Annotated in this window: 18 protein-coding genes; 6 read left to right on the plus strand and 12 right to left on the minus strand. The window is 70.7% G+C overall.

The genetic code is table 11. The annotated features are described in order from the left end of the window. Positions 1 to 32 precede the first annotated feature (32 nt). Both VIL67_RS02345 and VIL67_RS02350 read left to right on the plus strand, forming a co-directional pair. Complete coding sequence (locus VIL67_RS02345) at positions 33 to 245, plus strand: hypothetical protein (RefSeq protein ID WP_332047231.1); 213 nt, start codon at positions 33 to 35, stop codon at positions 243 to 245. A gap of 149 nt (positions 246 to 394) precedes the next feature. Further along, positions 395 to 1,048, plus strand: a complete 654-nt coding sequence (locus tag VIL67_RS02350; protein WP_332047232.1) for a glutathione S-transferase family protein — start codon at positions 395 to 397, stop codon at positions 1,046 to 1,048. 17 nt (positions 1,049 to 1,065) lie between these two features. Here VIL67_RS02350 and VIL67_RS02355 read toward each other — a convergent pair whose 3' ends face one another. Continuing rightward, positions 1,066 to 1,464, minus strand: a complete 399-nt coding sequence (locus VIL67_RS02355; RefSeq protein ID WP_473964805.1) for a GFA family protein — start codon at positions 1,462 to 1,464, stop codon at positions 1,066 to 1,068. Between the two features lie 241 nt (positions 1,465 to 1,705). On the opposite strand from VIL67_RS02355, the gene VIL67_RS02360 reads away from it, so the two are divergent. Next, the gene (locus tag VIL67_RS02360) at positions 1,706 to 2,203 is read left to right on the plus strand and encodes a cupin domain-containing protein (protein ID WP_332047234.1); all 498 of its coding nucleotides are present in this window, start codon (positions 1,706 to 1,708) and stop codon (positions 2,201 to 2,203) included. A 50-nt stretch (positions 2,204 to 2,253) separates the two neighbouring features. On the opposite strand, the gene VIL67_RS02365 is transcribed toward VIL67_RS02360, so the two are convergent. Further along, complete coding sequence (locus VIL67_RS02365; protein WP_332047235.1) at positions 2,254 to 3,087, minus strand: class I SAM-dependent methyltransferase; 834 nt, start codon at positions 3,085 to 3,087, stop codon at positions 2,254 to 2,256. Positions 3,088 to 3,159: 72 nt separating this feature from the next. Here VIL67_RS02365 and VIL67_RS02370 point away from each other — a divergent pair, with 72 nt between their 5' ends. Then, positions 3,160 to 3,600: a helix-turn-helix domain-containing protein gene (locus tag VIL67_RS02370; RefSeq protein ID WP_332047236.1), complete on the plus strand. Its 441-nt coding sequence runs from the start codon at positions 3,160 to 3,162 to the stop codon at positions 3,598 to 3,600. 31 nt (positions 3,601 to 3,631) lie between these two features. On the opposite strand, the gene VIL67_RS02375 is transcribed toward VIL67_RS02370, so the two are convergent. From VIL67_RS02375 to sdhC, 8 genes are all read right to left on the minus strand, one after another. Beyond that, positions 3,632 to 4,246, minus strand: a complete 615-nt coding sequence (locus tag VIL67_RS02375; RefSeq protein WP_332047237.1) for a peptidylprolyl isomerase — start codon at positions 4,244 to 4,246, stop codon at positions 3,632 to 3,634. Between the two features lie 74 nt (positions 4,247 to 4,320). Next, complete coding sequence (locus tag VIL67_RS02380) at positions 4,321 to 5,523, minus strand: GAF domain-containing sensor histidine kinase (RefSeq protein WP_332047238.1); 1,203 nt, start codon at positions 5,521 to 5,523, stop codon at positions 4,321 to 4,323. 207 nt (positions 5,524 to 5,730) lie between these two features. After that, positions 5,731 to 6,051 carry a 2Fe-2S iron-sulfur cluster-binding protein gene (locus VIL67_RS02385; protein ID WP_332047239.1) on the minus strand — a complete coding sequence of 107 codons (321 nt, stop codon included), beginning with the start codon at positions 6,049 to 6,051 and terminating at the stop codon, positions 5,731 to 5,733. Positions 6,052 to 6,137: 86 nt separating this feature from the next. Next, positions 6,138 to 7,376 (minus strand): NAD(P)/FAD-dependent oxidoreductase, encoded by a 1,239-nt coding sequence (locus tag VIL67_RS02390; RefSeq protein ID WP_332047240.1) that lies wholly within the window; start codon positions 7,374 to 7,376, stop codon positions 6,138 to 6,140. Positions 7,377 to 7,548: 172 nt separating this feature from the next. Next, positions 7,549 to 8,331: a succinate dehydrogenase iron-sulfur subunit gene (locus tag VIL67_RS02395; RefSeq protein WP_332047241.1), complete on the minus strand. Its 783-nt coding sequence runs from the start codon at positions 8,329 to 8,331 to the stop codon at positions 7,549 to 7,551. Between the two features lie 13 nt (positions 8,332 to 8,344). Further along, the gene (sdhA, locus tag VIL67_RS02400) at positions 8,345 to 10,132 is read right to left on the minus strand and encodes a succinate dehydrogenase flavoprotein subunit (RefSeq protein ID WP_332047242.1); all 1,788 of its coding nucleotides are present in this window, start codon (positions 10,130 to 10,132) and stop codon (positions 8,345 to 8,347) included. Positions 10,133 to 10,136: 4 nt separating this feature from the next. Next, a complete protein-coding gene (gene sdhD, locus VIL67_RS02405) occupies positions 10,137 to 10,535 on the minus strand; it encodes a succinate dehydrogenase, hydrophobic membrane anchor protein (protein WP_332047243.1) in 399 nt (132 codons plus the stop codon). After that, the gene (gene sdhC / locus VIL67_RS02410; protein ID WP_332047244.1) at positions 10,535 to 10,942 is read right to left on the minus strand and encodes a succinate dehydrogenase, cytochrome b556 subunit; all 408 of its coding nucleotides are present in this window, start codon (positions 10,940 to 10,942) and stop codon (positions 10,535 to 10,537) included. The genes sdhD and sdhC overlap by 1 nt, the downstream gene beginning before the upstream one ends. Positions 10,943 to 11,119: 177 nt before the next feature. Here sdhC and VIL67_RS02415 point away from each other — a divergent pair, with 177 nt between their 5' ends. Beyond that, on the plus strand, positions 11,120 to 12,022 hold the full coding sequence (locus tag VIL67_RS02415) for a LysR substrate-binding domain-containing protein (RefSeq protein WP_332047245.1): 903 nt from the start codon (positions 11,120 to 11,122) through the stop codon (positions 12,020 to 12,022). A 103-nt stretch (positions 12,023 to 12,125) separates the two neighbouring features. Here VIL67_RS02415 and zapE read toward each other — a convergent pair whose 3' ends face one another. Continuing rightward, complete coding sequence (gene zapE, locus VIL67_RS02420; protein ID WP_332047246.1) at positions 12,126 to 13,241, minus strand: cell division protein ZapE; 1,116 nt, start codon at positions 13,239 to 13,241, stop codon at positions 12,126 to 12,128. Positions 13,242 to 13,329: 88 nt separating this feature from the next. Between zapE and VIL67_RS02425 the strand changes: the two genes are divergently transcribed. Next, positions 13,330 to 13,902: a hypothetical protein gene (locus tag VIL67_RS02425; RefSeq protein ID WP_332047247.1), complete on the plus strand. Its 573-nt coding sequence runs from the start codon at positions 13,330 to 13,332 to the stop codon at positions 13,900 to 13,902. A 164-nt stretch (positions 13,903 to 14,066) separates the two neighbouring features. Here the strand turns inward: VIL67_RS02425 and VIL67_RS02430 are convergent, their stop codons facing one another. After that, positions 14,067 to 15,563, minus strand: coding sequence for a CoA-acylating methylmalonate-semialdehyde dehydrogenase (locus VIL67_RS02430; RefSeq protein WP_332047248.1), 1,497 nt, complete (start codon positions 15,561 to 15,563; stop codon positions 14,067 to 14,069). Positions 15,564 to 15,621 lie beyond the last annotated feature (58 nt).

Below are 15,621 nucleotides of genomic sequence, written 5' to 3' on the forward strand. Positions count from 1 at the left end.
ACCGCGGCGACTCCGCCGGGGTTGGACGGCGCATGAGCAAGCTCGATCCCGGCCACCTCTATGACGAGCCGATGCACGTGGTCACCGAAGGCGCGGCCGTGGTCGTCATCGGGCCCGACGCCGTGGCCGTCGCGCTCACTCCGGCCGCCGCCCGCAGCTCGGCCGAGGTCCTGCTCGCCGCCGCCGCCGAGGCCGAGCGTTCCGGCGGCCCCGCCGCCCCGGTCCTGCCGATCGACCAGCACTGACCGTCCGCGCCGCAGGGCGACGCGCGGAATGCGCGACGCCCTGTCGGGCCGGGCCGGCCCGGTTCGTCCTTGGGCGCGAGAGCCTGGCGCGGGATGTTGCCTACCCATGTCGTCGCGCCGCCCCAGAGGGCGTCCGCAGGAGCCGTCGCATGAGCCGTCCCGTGATCACCGCCTTCCGCGCCTCCCCCGACCGCGGCCGCGGCCTGGCCCGCGACATGCGCGTCCGCTGGGCGTTCGAGGAGGTCGGCCAGCCCTACGACGTCCGGCTGCTGTCCTTCGAGGCGATGAAGCAGCCGTCCCACCTGGCCCGGCATCCCTTCGGCCAGATCCCCACCTACGAGGCTGGTGGCGTGGCTCTGTTCGAATCCGGCGCCATCGTCCTCCACATCGCCGAGCAGCACCCCGGCCTGCTGCCGGAAGACCCCGCCGCCCGGGCGCGCGCCGTCACCTGGCTCTTCGCCGCCCTGACCACCGTGGAGCCGCCGATCGTCGAGCGCTCGATGGCGTCGATCCTGGAGCGCGACAGGCCCTGGTACGCCCAGCGCCTGCCGATGCTGGACGAGAACGTCCGCACCCGCCTGCGCCAGCTCTCCGCCCACCTGGCCGGGGCCGATTGGCTGGACGGGGCCTTCAGCGCCGGCGACCTGATGATGGTGACGGTCCTGCGCCGCCTCGACGGCTCCGGCCTCCTGGAAGAATGGCCCGACCTTGCTGCCTATATCGCCCGCGCCGAAGCCCGCCCCGCCTACCAACGCGCCTTCGCCGACCAGCTGGCGGTGTTCCAGGCCGCCTCCGCCGGCTGACGCCCGGGGCCGCGCCCTTAGTCCAGGTGCTCCACCGCCTCGCCCAGCACCGCCACCCAGCCGTGCTTGCGGTCCTCGTAGACCGAGAACCTCGGCGGGGGGAAACCGGGATCGGCGAAGGCGCCCACCGCGATGGCGATCAGCCCCGGCAGCCCGTCGTTGACGTAGGCCACGGTGGAGCCACAGGTGTCGCAGAACCGGTAAGTCGCCCGCCCGCCGGCGTCGCCCACCCGCGACCAGGTGCGGAACTCGCCGCTCATCCTGACCTCGTCCTGCGGCCACCGCGCCTGCACGCCGAACGCGCTGCCCGTCCGCTGCTGGCAGGCCAGGCAATGGCACACCGAAATCCGCACGGGCTCGCCCCGGCACTCCGCCCGCAACTGCCCGCACCGGCAGCTCGCCACCCGCATTGTCATCCCGCCACTGAGCCACGCCCCTGGCGCCTCCGCAATCCGGCTCGGCGTGGCGCTGACGGGGAGCGGCTCAGTCCTGCGCCCAAGCCGGCCGGCAGCCGCCGTGCAGCTGCCCCCACCTTTGTCGGATCGCCCCCACCCGCCGCTGCGCCGAACCCCGGCATCCCGGCGCATGCGGCCGGCGGTCGCACCGCCGCGCGACCCCGCCTGCTGACTCTCCACGTAACGCCGCTATCCTGTCGCCATGACCGCCACCGCGCTTGTCCCCGCCACCGGCGGCGTCGCCTTCGAAGATGGCTCCGACCACGGCCGCGTCATCGTCTCGGGGCGCGAGACGGGCGGGCGGTACGCCCTCATGGAGTACGTCGTCGCCGCCGGCGGGCCGGAGCACCAGAGCGCCCCCTCGCCGGCCTACGGCGCCCACGGCCACCGCGAGATCGAGGAGACCTTCCTCGTGCAGCAGGGCGAGCTTCAGTTCCTGCTCGAGGACCAAGTCCTCACGCTCGGACCCGGCGACTTCGTCCGGGTCCCGCCCGGCGCCCGCCACGGCTTCGCCAATTTGACAGCCGAGCCGGTCCGCCTCCTGGTGAGCTTCCATCCCGGCGGCTTCGAAGAGCTCTTCCTCCGCCACCGCACCGACCAGCACCCACCCCCGCGCCCCTTGGGCTTCATCGAGGACGCCGTCGCCGAGTTCGCCTCCGAATTCGAAGACCACCCGCTGATGACCTGCGGGTCGGCATGATCCACGAGCCCTGAGCGCTTTTCGCCGTCTCCTCCCGGCGCCGCCACAGCTCAGGCCCTCGCCGTCACCAGCCAGATCGCCATCTCGAACCGCGCGACGCCGTCCTGCAGCAACGGCTGGTAGGCCGATATCACAGCATCGCGAACCGCGGCCGCCTGGGTGTCCGGCAGCGCCTGCAGGGCGAGGCCCACCGGTCCCATGGTGGTCACGTAGCGGTGCAGGTCCGGCTCGGACATCTGCGTCTCGACGTCGAGAGGCCGCACCTCGATGTCCGTCCACCCGGAAGCGGAAAGGACCTCGCGGATCCGTTCGGCGCGCGCGAAGCCGAACTGGCCAGGGGCGTCGGGTTCCGGCCGGGGCAGGTCGGGCAGCAGGTGCGCGGCGGCCCGCGTCGCCAGCGTCATGAAGGGATTGTCGGCCGGGCTGCGCCAGGCCGCGAAGGCGAGGCGGCCCCCCGGCCGCACCGCGCTCCGGATGTTTCTGAAGGCCGCCACCGGGTCTTCGAAGAACATCACCCCGAAGCGGGAGATCACGGCGTCGAAGGCCTCGGGCTCGAAGCCGTGGGTCTGGGCGTCCGCCGCGATGAAGCTCGCCTGTTCGTTCCCGCCGGCCCTGGCCGCCGCGACCAGCGGCTCCGAGATGTCCACCCCGATGCAGCCCCCCTGGGGGCCCAGCCTCGCCGCCATCGCCAAGGTCGTCGCGCCGGCGCCGCAGCCCACGTCCAGCACGCAGGCGTCCGCGCCGGGGAAGCCGGCTTCCACGACGAGATCGCCAACCGGCGCCAGGACCCTGTCGAGCAGGCCCTGCATCCTCACCCAAGTGGCTCCAGCCTGTGAATTCCAGAGCTCCGCCTGCTGGCGGTTGGTTTCCGAGCCTTGAGGCACGTCGCTTCTCCTCTTGCCAAATCCAAGCCGTGAGCCGCACCCTGCAAGTTCAAGTTCACTTGAGGTCAAGCGATGAAGTTGCTGGATATCGCAGAGGTGGCGAGCCTGACCGGGACGGCGGCCTCGACCCTGAGGTTCTACGAGGAGAAGGGCCTCATCGCCTCGATCGGGCGGAAAGGTGCGCGCCGCATCTTCGAACCCTCCATCCTCCAGAGACTGGCGCTGATCTCGCTCGGCAGGACAGCCGGGTTCTCGCTCGAGGAGATCGGAAGGATGTTCGCCTCGTCCGGTGCGATGGATCTCGACCGCGATCTGCTGAGAGCCAAGGCGGATGAGCTGGATGAGAAGATCGGCCGCCTGCAGGCCATGCGTGACGGCTTGAGGCACGCCGCCGAGTGCCCGGCGCCGCGGCATTCGGAATGCCCGACCTTCCAGCGTTTGCTGCAGCGCGCGATGTCGGGACGGCTGGCGCCGGAGCGGCAAACGCCGGCGGCGCGCCTACGCTCTCTCTGATCAGGGCCGGTTCACCGGCTCCCGCGCGCGCCTATGCCCGCCGCATCGTCACGATGGGCACGGGCGGCTTCAGCCACTGGCCGCGCTGGTCCTTGAACTTGGTCTCGCCATTGGTGGGCAGCGACAGGATCCTCTCCACCACCGCCATCCCGGACACCACCCGCCCGAACGCCGCGTAGCCCGCGTTGTCGCCGGGCTGGCCGGGGTGGGCGTCGAGGTAGGGCTGGTCGCCCACGCAGATGAAGAAGTTGTTGGTCGCCGTGCCGGTGGCGAAGCGGCCAAGCGAGATCGTCCCGTTCAGGTGCTTCAGCCCGGTCTTGGTGGTGGGCTCGTGCCGGATCGGCGCAAACGGCCGGACCTTGGCGTCGGGCGCGCCCACGATGGTGCCGTCCTTGGCCACGCCGGGCGTCCGCGCCGCGCGGAAGAAGGTCCCGCCGTCATAAGCCTTGGCGTCCACATAGCGCAGGAAGTTGGCCGCCGTGATCGGCGCGCGCTTGTCCTCCAGCTCGACGACGATGGTCCCGCGCCCCGTCTTGATGGCCACCCGCGGCTTGGCCGCGGCCGCCCGCACCAGCCCCGGCGCCGCCAGCACCAGGCCCGCGCCCGCCAGGAGTCCCCGCCGCGCGATCGTCCCGCCGTCGCTCATGCCGTCTCCGCTCCCTCTGGTGTGGCCCTTGGATTGGCCCAGGCGCGGCTGCGGATCAACCGGCCGAAACCGCCCTATCCCGCCGCCGCCGGCAGCCGCACCGTGAACACCGAGCCCTCGCCCGGCGTGCTGCGCACGGTGATCGCGCCGCCCATCTGCTCGGCGAGCCGGCGGGAGATGGCCAGGCCCAGGCCCGTGCCGCCGAACTTGCTCGCGGCGCCAGGCGCCTGCTCGAACCGCTCGAAGATGCGATCGAGTTGGTCGGCTGGGACGCCGACGCCGGTGTCGGCCACCTCCAGCGCCACCTCGCCGCCGGCGGCCGACGCGCGCAGCGTCACCGAGCCGGCTTCGGTGAACTTCACCGCATTGCCCAGCAGATTGACCAGCACCTGGCGCAGGCGGGCGGCGTCGCCGCTCACCCGTGGCAGGTCGGCCGGCAGCTCCACCGTCAGGGCCAGGCCCTTCTCGGCGGCGCGTTCGACGAACAGCTCGGCCGCCGAGGCGGCCACCTCGGCGGGATCCACCGCCTCGAGGCTCAGCTCCGCCGCGCCGGCTTCCAGCCTCGCCAGGTCCAGCACGTCGTTGACGATGGTCAGCAGCTTCTCGCTGGCCGTCCGCGCCTTTGCGGCGAGGTTCCGGTCGCGCTCGGACAATCCGGGCGAGGCCGCCAGCAGGCCGTTGAAGCCGATCACGCTGGTCAGGGGCGTGCGCAGCTCGTGGGTCATGTTGGCCAGGAACTCGGACTTGGCCTGGGTGGCCGCCTCGGCGCGGCGGCTGAGCAGGGCGTTGCGCTCGTTCATCAGGCGCAGGTCCATCTCGTTGACCACGATCTCGGCCAAGGTCAGCAGCCGACGCTTCTCGGCCTCGGTGAGCGGCGGGCGCGGCCGTCGGTCGATGATGCAGAGCGCGCCCAGCCGGTGGCCGCTGCGCAGCTGGAGGGGCGCCCCGGCGTAGAAGCGGATGCTCGGGGCGTCGGTGACCAGCGGGTTGTCGCGGAAGCGGTCGTCCTGCTCGGCGTCCACCACCACCAGGATGTCCTCGTTGCGGATGGTGTGGGCGCAGAACGCCTGCTCGCGCGGCGTCTGGCTCACGTCGAGGCCGACGATGGACTTGAACCACTGGCGGTCCTCGTCGATCAGGCTGACGGCGGCGATCGGCGTCTCGAACAGCTCGGCGGCCAGCCGCGTGATCCGGTCGAAGGCGGCCTCGGGCGGGGTGTCGAGGATCTCGTACTCGCGCAGGGCCGCCAGCCGCGCGCTCTCGTCGGACGTGAACATCGGAACCGAGCCCTCCCGCACTTGGCGCGCCCACCACCCGCCGGCAGTGTGCCCGCGATCGGTTGACGCTCTGTCGACGGGCCGACATCCAGGCGCCGTCTGCGCCGTGGCGTTACCGCACTTGCCGCCGGGCGGCTCCGCGGCCAGCGGTCGCGCGCCTCCCGGTTGCGGCGGCTCGACCGCCGGGGGCGCGGCTCGAATGAACGCTTAGTGCTGGCTCTCCGGCATGCGCACCACCAGGCCGTCCAGCTCGTCGGTGACCTTGATCTGGCACGACAGGCGGGAGTTCTCCTCGACGTTCTCGGCGAAGTCGAGCATCGACTCTTCCATGGCCGACTTGGTCCCGGTCTTCGACTGCCAGGCGCCGTCCACATAGACGTGGCAGGTGGCGCAGGCGCAGGCGCCGCCGCAGTCGGCGTCGATGCCTGGGATGTTGTTCTTCACCGCGCCTTCCATCACGGACAGGCCCGGCTTCACGTCCACCACATGCTCGGTGCCGTCGTGCTCGATGTAGGTGATCTTGGCCATCGGTGATCCTGCCCTCGTACGCGCCGCCTGATGTTGTTGAGCGCCTTTCCTGTCGCCGAACCGGAGACCGCTTCGGCGGAAAGGCCCTAACCCTGGGCGACGACCTCTTTCATGGAAACGGCGGGGTCGGCAAGCTTCGCCTTGTCCACCGGCTTGCGGTTGAGGATGAGCTGCTTGCCCATCATGAATTCCGGCGGCGCGTTGATCGCCTCCACCGACTGGACCTGGTTCCCGGCCAGGTGGAAAACGGCGAACTTGCCGCTGGTCGGGTCGCCGCGCACCAGCACTTCGTCCACATCGAACGCATAGCCCGCGATCTGCAGCTTCAGATCGTACTGGTCCGACCACTGCCAGGGGCACTCGCCGGGCGGCCGCGGCCGGCCGGTGATGGCGCTGGCGGCCTGCTTGGCCTGCTCCAGCGCGTTGGGCACGCTCTCCATCCGGAACATGCGCTCGCCATAGATCGGCATCGGCCGGTGCGCCACGTCGCCGATTGCGAAGACGTTCGGGTCCGAGACGCTGCGGGCGTCCAAATCGACCACCACGCCCCGGGCGGTCTCCAGCCCGCAGTCGTTGGCGAGTTCGTCGTTCGGGTGGGCGCCCACGCCCACCACCGCCGCGTCGCAGGCGATCACCCGGCCGTCCGCCAGGCGCACGCCGGTAATCCGGCCGCCCTCGCCCTCGAAGCCGGTGACGCTGCAGCCCAGCTCGAAGGCGACGCCGTGCTGCTGGTGGTAGCCCTGGAAGAAGTCGGAGAGGACCTTGCAGGCCACCCGCGCCAGGATCCGGTCCTCGCGCTCCAGGACGACCACCTCGGCGCCCAACGCCCGGCCGGAGGCGGCCACTTCCAGGCCGATGTAGCCGCCGCCCACCACCGCCAGCCGCTTGCCGGGGCCGACCGCGGCCTTCAGCGCCTCGGCGTCGGCCGCGGTGCGCAGGAACAGCACGCCTTGCAGGTCGGCGCCGGGGATCGGCAGGGCGATGGCCCGGGCTCCGGTGGCGAGGATCAGCTGGTCATAGGTGAGCGTGGCGCCGTCCGACAGCGCCACCGTCTTCGGACCGCGGGTGATCCTGTTCGCCCGCACCCCCGGCCGGAAGTCGATGCCGGCCTCGGCGTAGAATTCGAGCGGCTTCAGCGCCAGCGCGCCCGCGTCGGCCTCGCCCTTGAGCCACGCCTTGGACAGCGGCGGGCGCTGGTAAGGCGCGATCGGCTCGTCGCCCACCAGGGTGATCGGCCCCTCGTGGCCATACTGGCGCAGCAGGGCCGCGGCCGTGCCGCCCGCATGCCCCGCGCCGAGGATCACCACGTGTCCGCCCTGGCTCATCTTCCCCCGATGCCCAAAAGTGACGACCCCGTCAACTTACCCGAGGCGCGGCGCCGGCGAAGCCGGCCCGAAACCATTGAACCACGGACCACACGGAAGGCACGGAAGAAGTGCGCGCCTCCGTACGGTCCGTGTCGTCCTGGGTCCCTCCGGGCCCGTGCGGCCGGCCGGCTCAGACCACCCGGTCGGCGAGCATCTTCTTGACCTCGGCGATCGCCTTGGCCGGGTTCAGGCCCTTCGGGCAGACCTGGGCGCAGTTCATGATCGTGTGGCAGCGGTAGAGCTTGAACGGATCTTCCAGGTCGTCCAGGCGGGCGCCCGTGCTCTCGTCGCGGCTGTCGATGATCCAGCGGTAGGCGTGCAGCAGGGCGGCCGGACCCAGGTACTTCTCCTGGTTCCACCAGTAGCTCGGGCAGCTGGTCGAGCAGCACGCGCACAGGATGCACTCGTAGAGGCCGTCCAGCTTCTCCCGGTCCTCGGGGCTCTGGCGCCACTCCTTCTGCGGCTCGGGCGTCTCGGTGTGCAGCCAGGGCTCGATGGAGGCGTACTGGGCGTAGAACAGGGTCAGGTCCGGCACCAGGTCCTTGACCACCGGCATGTGCGGCAGGGGGCTGACCTGGCACTCCTTGCCGGGGACCTCTTCCCAGCCGTGGGTGCAGGCGAGCGTGTTGCGGCCGCCGATGTTCATGGCGCAGGAGCCGCAGACGCCCTCCCGGCACGAGCGCCGGAAGGCCAGCGTCGGGTCCATGGTGTTCTTGATGTGGATCAGCACGTCCAGGACCATGGGTCCGCAGGCGTCCACGTCCACCTCGTAGGTGTCCCAGCGCGGGTTCTCGGTCCCTTCCGGATCGTAGCGGTAGATCCGGAAGGTCTTGGTGCGGCCCGCGCCGGCCGGGGCATGGAAGTGCTTGCCCTTGGTGACGCGGGAGTTCTTCGGCAGGCGGAGCTGGACCATCAGTCGGGCGTCCTCAGTACACCCGCGCCTTCGGCGGGATCGGGGCGATGTCGTTGGTCAGGGTGAAGTCGTGCACCGGGCGGTAGTCGATCTTCACCTTGCCGGAGGCGTCGTCGAACCAGGCGAGCGTGTGCTTCATCCAGGTCTTGTCGTCGCGGTCGGGGAAGTCCTCGTGGGCGTGGGCGCCGCGGCTCTCGGTGCGGTTGGCCGCGCCGTTCACCGTCACCACCGCCTGGCCGACCAGGTTGTCGAACTCCAGGGTCTCCATGAGGTCGGTGTTCCAGATCATGCCGCGGTCGGCGACGCGGATGTCGCCGCGCTTGGCATGAACCTGAGCCATGCGTTCGACGCCGGACTTCAGGCTCGTCGAGGTGCGGAACACCGCCGCCTCCTCCTGCATGGCCCGCTGCATCTCCAGCCGCAGCGCCGCCGTGGGCGTCGGGCCCGAGGCGTGCCGCAGGCGGTCGAAGCGCGCCAGGTGGCTTTCGGTGTGGTGCGGCTTCAGCTCCGGCTGCTTGTCGCCGGCCTTGATGGTGTCGGCCGCGCGCAGCGCCGCCGAGCGCCCGAACACCACCAGGTCGATCAGGCTGTTGGAGCCGAGACGGTTGGCGCCGTGCACGCTCACGCACGCCGCCTCGCCCACCGCCATCAGCCCGGGCACCACCTGGTCCGGGTTCCCCCCAGCCTTGGTAACGACCTCAGAATAGAAGTTCGTCGGAATGCCGCCCATGTTGTAATGGACCGTGGGAAGAACCGGAATCGGCTCTTTCGTGACGTCGACACCTGCGAAGATCTTCGCGCTCTCCGAAATGCCCGGGAGACGCTCCGCCAATACTGCGGGATCCAAGTGGTCGAGGTGCAGGAAGATGTGGTCCTTCTTCGGCCCCACGCCGCGGCCCTCACGGATCTCGATGGTCATGGCGCGGCTGACCATGTCCCGCGGCGCGAGGTCCTTCACGGTGGGCGCATAGCGCTCCATGAACCGCTCGCCCTCGGAATTGGTCAGGTAGCCGCCCTCGCCCCGCGCGCCTTCCGTGATCAGGCAGCCGGCGCCGTAGATCCCTGTCGGGTGGAACTGGACGAACTCCATGTCCTGCAGCGGCAGGCCGGCGCGCAGCACCATGGCGTTGCCGTCGCCCGTGCAGGTGTGGGCGCTGGTGCAGGAGAAGTAGGCCCGGCCGTAGCCGCCGGTCGCCAGGATCACCAGCTGCGCCTGGAAGCGGTGCAGGGTGCCGTCGTCCAGCTTCCAGGCGGTGACGCCGCGGCACACGCCCTCGTCCATGATCAGGTCGAGCGCGAAGTACTCGATGAAGAACTCGGTGTCGTTGGCCAGGCTCTGCCCATACATGGTGTGCAGCATGGCGTGGCCGGTCCGGTCGGCCGCCGCGCAGGTGCGCTGGATGGGCGCCTCGCCAAAGTTGCGGGTCATGCCGCCGAAGGCGCGCTGGTAGATCTTGCCATCGGCCGTGCGCGAGAACGGCACGCCCCAGTGTTCCAGCTCGTAGACCGCGGCCGGCGCGTTGCGGCACAGGTATTCGATGGCGTCTTGGTCGCCCAGCCAGTCCGACCCCTTGACGGTGTCGTACATGTGCCAGCGCCAGTCGTCCTCGCCCATGTTGCCGAGGCTGGCCGAGATGCCGCCCTGCGCCGCCACGGTGTGCGAGCGGGTCGGGAAGACCTTGGTCACGCAGGCCGTCTTCAGGCCCGCCTGGGCGCAGCCGAGCGCCGCGCGCAGGCCGGAGCCGCCGGCCCCGACGACGACGACGTCGAACTTGTGGTCGATGAATTCGTAGGCCGCCATGGCTTCAGTACACCCCGCCGCGGAACGCGACCGTAAGGATGGAGAACACCGTCAGCGCGCCGGCGAGGCCGCTGACGAAGACGCTGAGCGCGATCAGGCCGAGCTTGCTCAGCCGCTTGTGGATGTAGTCCTCGATGACCACCCGCATGCCGTGGTGCATGTGGGCGAAGCTGAGGACCACGGTCAGGATGACCAGGGTGGTGTTCACCGGCCGGCCGATCCATTCGACCGCCCCGGCATAGTCAAGCTGCGCCAGCCGCAGGACGGCGAACACCATCCACAGGGTCAGCGGCACGAGGGCCGCGGCGGTCAGGCCGGAGGCGATCCATTCGGCGGCCCCATGGTGCGCCGCGCCCAGGCCCCGGGCCCGCGAGAGCGGCGTGCGGTAGCTCGGCTTTTCCATCACAGCGCTCCGATCAGGCCGGCGATCACCCAGACGGCGATGGTCGCGGCGCCGGCGAAGGCGAAGCTCGCCACCGAGAAAGCGTTGGCTTGCCGCACCGTCAGCGCGTGGCCCAGGTCCCAGACGATGTGCCGGACGCCCGCCGCCAGGTGGTAGAAGAACGACAGCGTCATGCCGAACAGCACGACCTTGCCGAGGAAGGACCCCATCACGCCCTTGAACGTGGCGTAGGCCTCGGGCCCCGAGGCCAGGCTGATCGCCCAGGCCGCCAGGATCAGAGCGCCCAGGTAGAGGCCGACGCCGGTGATCCGCGTGGCGATCGAGGCGGCCATGGTGATGTGCCATCGCCAGATGCTCGTGTGGGGCGACAGGGGCCGCTCGCGCGGAGCCCGGGTGGCGTCGGTCATGGTCCAGCCGCTCGCTCGTTGTTGGGGGGCGGCCCCGCTTTTAGGCCGTCCCGGATCGCTGTCAACGAAGGCGCAGGCGCAGGGTCCGCCACCTTCGTAACCGCCGAATCCTCAGATTTTGCGGTCGCTTGGCAATGCGCCATTGCTGTAGTGATCCTTCGCGAAAGACGAAGGATCATGCGCTTCGACCTCACCGACCTGCGGCTGTTCTGCGACGTGGTCGACGCGGGCTCGATCACGGCGGGCGCCGAGCGCTCGGCGCTGGCCCTGGCCGCCGCCTCAACCCGCATCCGCGGCATGGAGGAGAGCTTGGGCGCCGCCCTGCTCACCCGCTCGCGTCAGGGGGTCGCCCCCACCGCCGCGGGACGCATGCTGCTGAAGCACGCGCGCGCCATCCTCGACCAGGGCGCCCGCATGCGCGAGGACCTCTCCGCCTTCGCCGGCGGCGCGTCGGGCGAGGTCCGGGTGCTGGCCAACACCAATGCGCTCACCGAATTCCTCCCGGAGGCGCTGTCGTCCTTCCTCGCCGCCCACCCGCACGTCAGCGTGGACCTGGAGGAGCGGCTCTCCGACGAGATCGTCGGCCTCATCGCCGAGGGCGTGGGCGACGTGGGCATCGTCGCCGGCACCGTGGAAGTGGGCGCCCTGCAGGCCTTTCCGTTCCGCTCGGACCGGTTCGTGGTGGTCACCGCGAAGGACCACCCCTTGGCGCAGCGGCCGCATGCCGTCTTCGCCGAGGTGCTGGACTACGACTTCATCGGCCTGGAGCGCTCGAGCTCCCTGCAGCGCTTCCTTTCCGCCAAGGCGGTGCGCGAAGGCCGGCCGATCAAGCTCCGCGTCCAGCTGCGCAGCTTCGACGCCGTCTGCCGCCTGGTGGAATGCGGCGTCGGCGTCGGCGTGGTGCCGGCGACCACCGCCGCTCGCGCCGCTCGCACCATGCAGCTCGCCGTCGTCGACCTCGCCGACGACTGGGCGGTCCGCGACCTCAACATCGTCGTCCGCAACCTCCACGACCTCCGCCCCCTCGCCCGCGAACTCGTGGAAAGCCTCCGCTCGCCTCCCCTGCGTGAAGCGCCCTGAAACCACAGAAAACACGGACCACACGGAAGGCCTTCGCACCGCCCCGGGAGGCGTCCGTGTATTCCGTGTCTTCCGTGGTTTTTCCCCGCCGGCTGCGCGGGCGCTAACGTTCCGCCAGCCAATCCGCCGAGCGCATCTCCTGCAGGCGCGAGGCCGTGCGCTCGAACTCGAACGCGCCTTCGCCCTCCGGATAGAGCTTCGGCGGCTCGGCCTCGGCCAGCACGATCAGCCGGGTCCTCGCCTCGTAAAGCGCGTCGATCAGGAGCACGAACCGCCGCGCCGCCTCGCGCCGCGCCGGCGTCAGCCTCGGCAGGTCCTCCAGGAACACCGTGTGGAACCGCTCGGCCAAGGCCAGGTAGTCGTTCGGCCCCAGCGCCACTTCGCAGAGGCTGCCGAACCCGGCCCGCACCATCCCGCCGGACGCCCGCGGCAGGGTCACCTTGCGGCCCAGCACCTCAAGCTCGCCGCCGGTCTCCTCCTCGCCGCCCAGCATCTCCTGCCAGAGCCGGTCGAAGCTGCGCTGGTTGTCCGGGTCGTTGGGCGAGAACCAGGTGCCCGCGGCGCGAAGCCGGTCCAGCCGGTAGTCGTGGGCGCCGGCCACCTCCACCACGTCCACCTTCGACTTCAGGAGCTCGATGAAGGGCAGGAAGAGCTGGCGGTTGATGCCGTCCTTGTAGAGCTGGTCGGGATGCCGGTTCGAGGTCGCCACCAGGGTCACGCCGCGGGCGAACAGCGCCTCGAACAGGCGGCCGAGGATCATGGCGTCGGCGATGTCGGTGACCTGGAACTCGTCAAAGCAGAGCAGCCGCGCGCCGTCGGCCACCACGTCAGCCACCGGCGGGATGGGGTCATCCCCCTTCGCCTGCCCGAACCGCGCCTTCCGGGCGGCGGCGTCGCCCTTGCGCCAGGCGTCGATCAGCCGGTGGATCTCGCCCATGAAGACGTGGAAGTGGGTCCGCCGCTTCCGCTCCACCGGCGCGGTCTCGAAGAACAGGTCCATCAGCATCGACTTGCCGCGGCCCACCGGCCCCACGAGGTAGACGCCGCGCTGGCTCTCGGGCTTGCGGAACAGGGCCTTCAGCCGCCCGCCGCCGCCCGCGGAGGCGAGGTCGGCCTCGAGCCTGGCCAGGGCTTCGAGCCCCCGCTTCTGCGCCGGGTCGGGTCGCAGGGCGCCCGCGGCCAGGCGGGCGTCGTAGGCGGCGAGAAGCGTCTCCGGCATCGGCTCCGGCCTAGCGGTCACGAAGGTCATGCGCAAGGAACAGGCCCGCGCCGGGCGGGTTCATCAGGGCGACAAGAAGGAGACCTTCATGGCCGAAGACCCCCGCACCTACATGCCCAGCACCACCTCGGTGAACCGCGCCCGGATCCAGGGCGGCGGCGTGGGCCAGCAGGACATGGACATGCAGCAGGACCCCGATCGTGGGACCCATGCCACCGAGCCGCAGAACACCGAAGGCTGGGACAACGACCCGGCCGGCACGGGCGATGACCGCGGTCAGGCTTCGAGCGACATGGGCGCCGGCGCCGTGAGCCAGGGCGGCGCCAACGCCAGCGGCGCGGCCATGGAGGACCGCAGCTTCGGCGGCTCGGCCGGGGCCGAGAACGAGGACGGCGACCAGGGCTCGGTGGGCGGAACCTCCGACCGCAACGCCGCGGGCCAGGGCGACACCACCGGCGACCTGGGCGAAGGCACCCCGGCCAACGTCGACATCCACAAGCTCGGCCAGGAGGACAATCCCGAGCAGGACTGGGGCGAGCCGGCCGAAGGCGCCACCTACTCCTCCACCAACTCGAACCGCGGCGGCCGCACCGAGCTGGAGCGCGGCCAGGGCGCCAAGACCCGCGCCTTCAACAAGGACCAGTTCAGCCGCCGGACGTGATGCGGGCTCGTCCCTCCCTTGATGGGGAGGGCCGACTCGCCGGAGGCGAGCGGGGTGGGGGAGCGTGGGCCGGGCTTCGTGTGCGAAGCTTGAACGCCGCTTCCCCACCCGTCCCGCGCTGACGCGCGGTCCACCCTCCCCACAAGGGGGGAGAGACGATCGCCCTACCGCATCGTCGGGATCACGAAGGCGGAGTCCTCCACCGCGCCCTCGGGCCAGCGCGCCGTGATGGTCTTCACCTTGGTGTAGAAGCGCACGCCTTCCATGCCGTGCTGGTTGGCGTCGCCGAAGGCGCTCCGCTTCCAGCCGCCGAAGGTGTGGTAGGCCACCGGCACCGGGATCGGCACGTTGATCCCCACCATGCCCACGTTCACCCGCGCTGCGAACTCGCGCGCCGCACGCCCGTTGCGGGTGAAGATCGCCACCCCGTTGCCGTACTGGTGCTCGCTGGGCAGGGCCAGCGCCTCCTCGAAGGTCTCGGCCCGCACAATCTGCAGCACCGGCCCGAAGATCTCCTCCTGGTAGGTCTTCATCGTGGGCTTCACCTGGTCGAACAGGGTCGGCCCGATGAAGAAGCCCTTCTCATAGCCCTGCAGGCTGAAGCCCCGCCCGTCGACCACCAGCTCGGCGCCCTCGTCGACGCCCAGCTGGATGTAGTCGGTGACCCGCTTCCGGTGCGCCTCCGAGACCACTGGCCCGTACTGCGCCGCCGCATCCGTGGAGACGCCCACCTTCAGGGTCTCCAGCTCGGCCAGCACCCGCTCGCGGACCTCGTCGGCCGTCTTTCGGCCCACCGGCACCACCACCGGCAGGGCCATGCAGCGCTCCCCCGCGGAGCCATAAGCCGCCCCGATGATGTCCTTCGTCGCCTGCTCCAGGTCGGCGTCCGGCAGGATGATCCCGTGGTTCTTGGCGCCGCCCATGGCCTGGACGCGCTTCCCGTTCGCCGTGCCGCGGGAATAGACGTACTGGGCGATGTCGGACGAGCCCACGAAGCTCACCGCCTTCACGTCCGGGTGGTCCAGCAGGGCGTCCACCGCCAGCTTGTCGCCGTGCACCACGTTCAGCACGCCCTTGGGCGCGCCCGCCTCCATCATCAGCTCGGCCAGCCGGTTCGGGACGCTCGGGTCCTTCTCCGACGGCTTCAGGATGAAGCTGTTGCCCACGGCGATGGCGATGCCGAACATCCACATCGGGATCATCGCCGGGAAGTTGAACGGAGTGATGCCCGCCGCCACGCCCAGCGGCTGGCGCATGGAATAGACGTCGATCCCCGGCCCGGCGCCCTCCGTGTACTCGCCCTTCAGCGCGTGCGGGATGCCGCAGGCGAACTCGATCACCTCCAGTCCGCGCTGGATGTCGCCCTTGGAGTCGGCGATCACCTTGCCGTGCTCGGACGACAGCAGCTCGGCCAGCTCGTCCATGCGGGCTTCCACCAGCCGCTTGAACTCGAACATGACCCGGGCCCGCCGCTGCGGATTGACCAGCGCCCAGGTCTGCTGCGCCCGCAGCGCCGAGGCCACCGCGGCGTCCACCTCGGCGGTGGTCGCCAGGCCGACCCGGGCCTGGATCTCGCCGGTGTTGGGGTTGAAGACGTCTCCGAACCGGCCGGAGGTCGAAGCGACGGGCGCGCCGTCGATGAAGTGAGTGATGTCACGCATGCCGGCGTTTTAGGCCCAAGCCGAAGAGCCCGCCACCAGAACCCTCTCCCGCGCCGCA

The organism is Phenylobacterium sp., from assembly GCF_036563385.1.
Classification (GTDB): domain Bacteria; phylum Pseudomonadota; class Alphaproteobacteria; order Caulobacterales; family Caulobacteraceae; genus Phenylobacterium.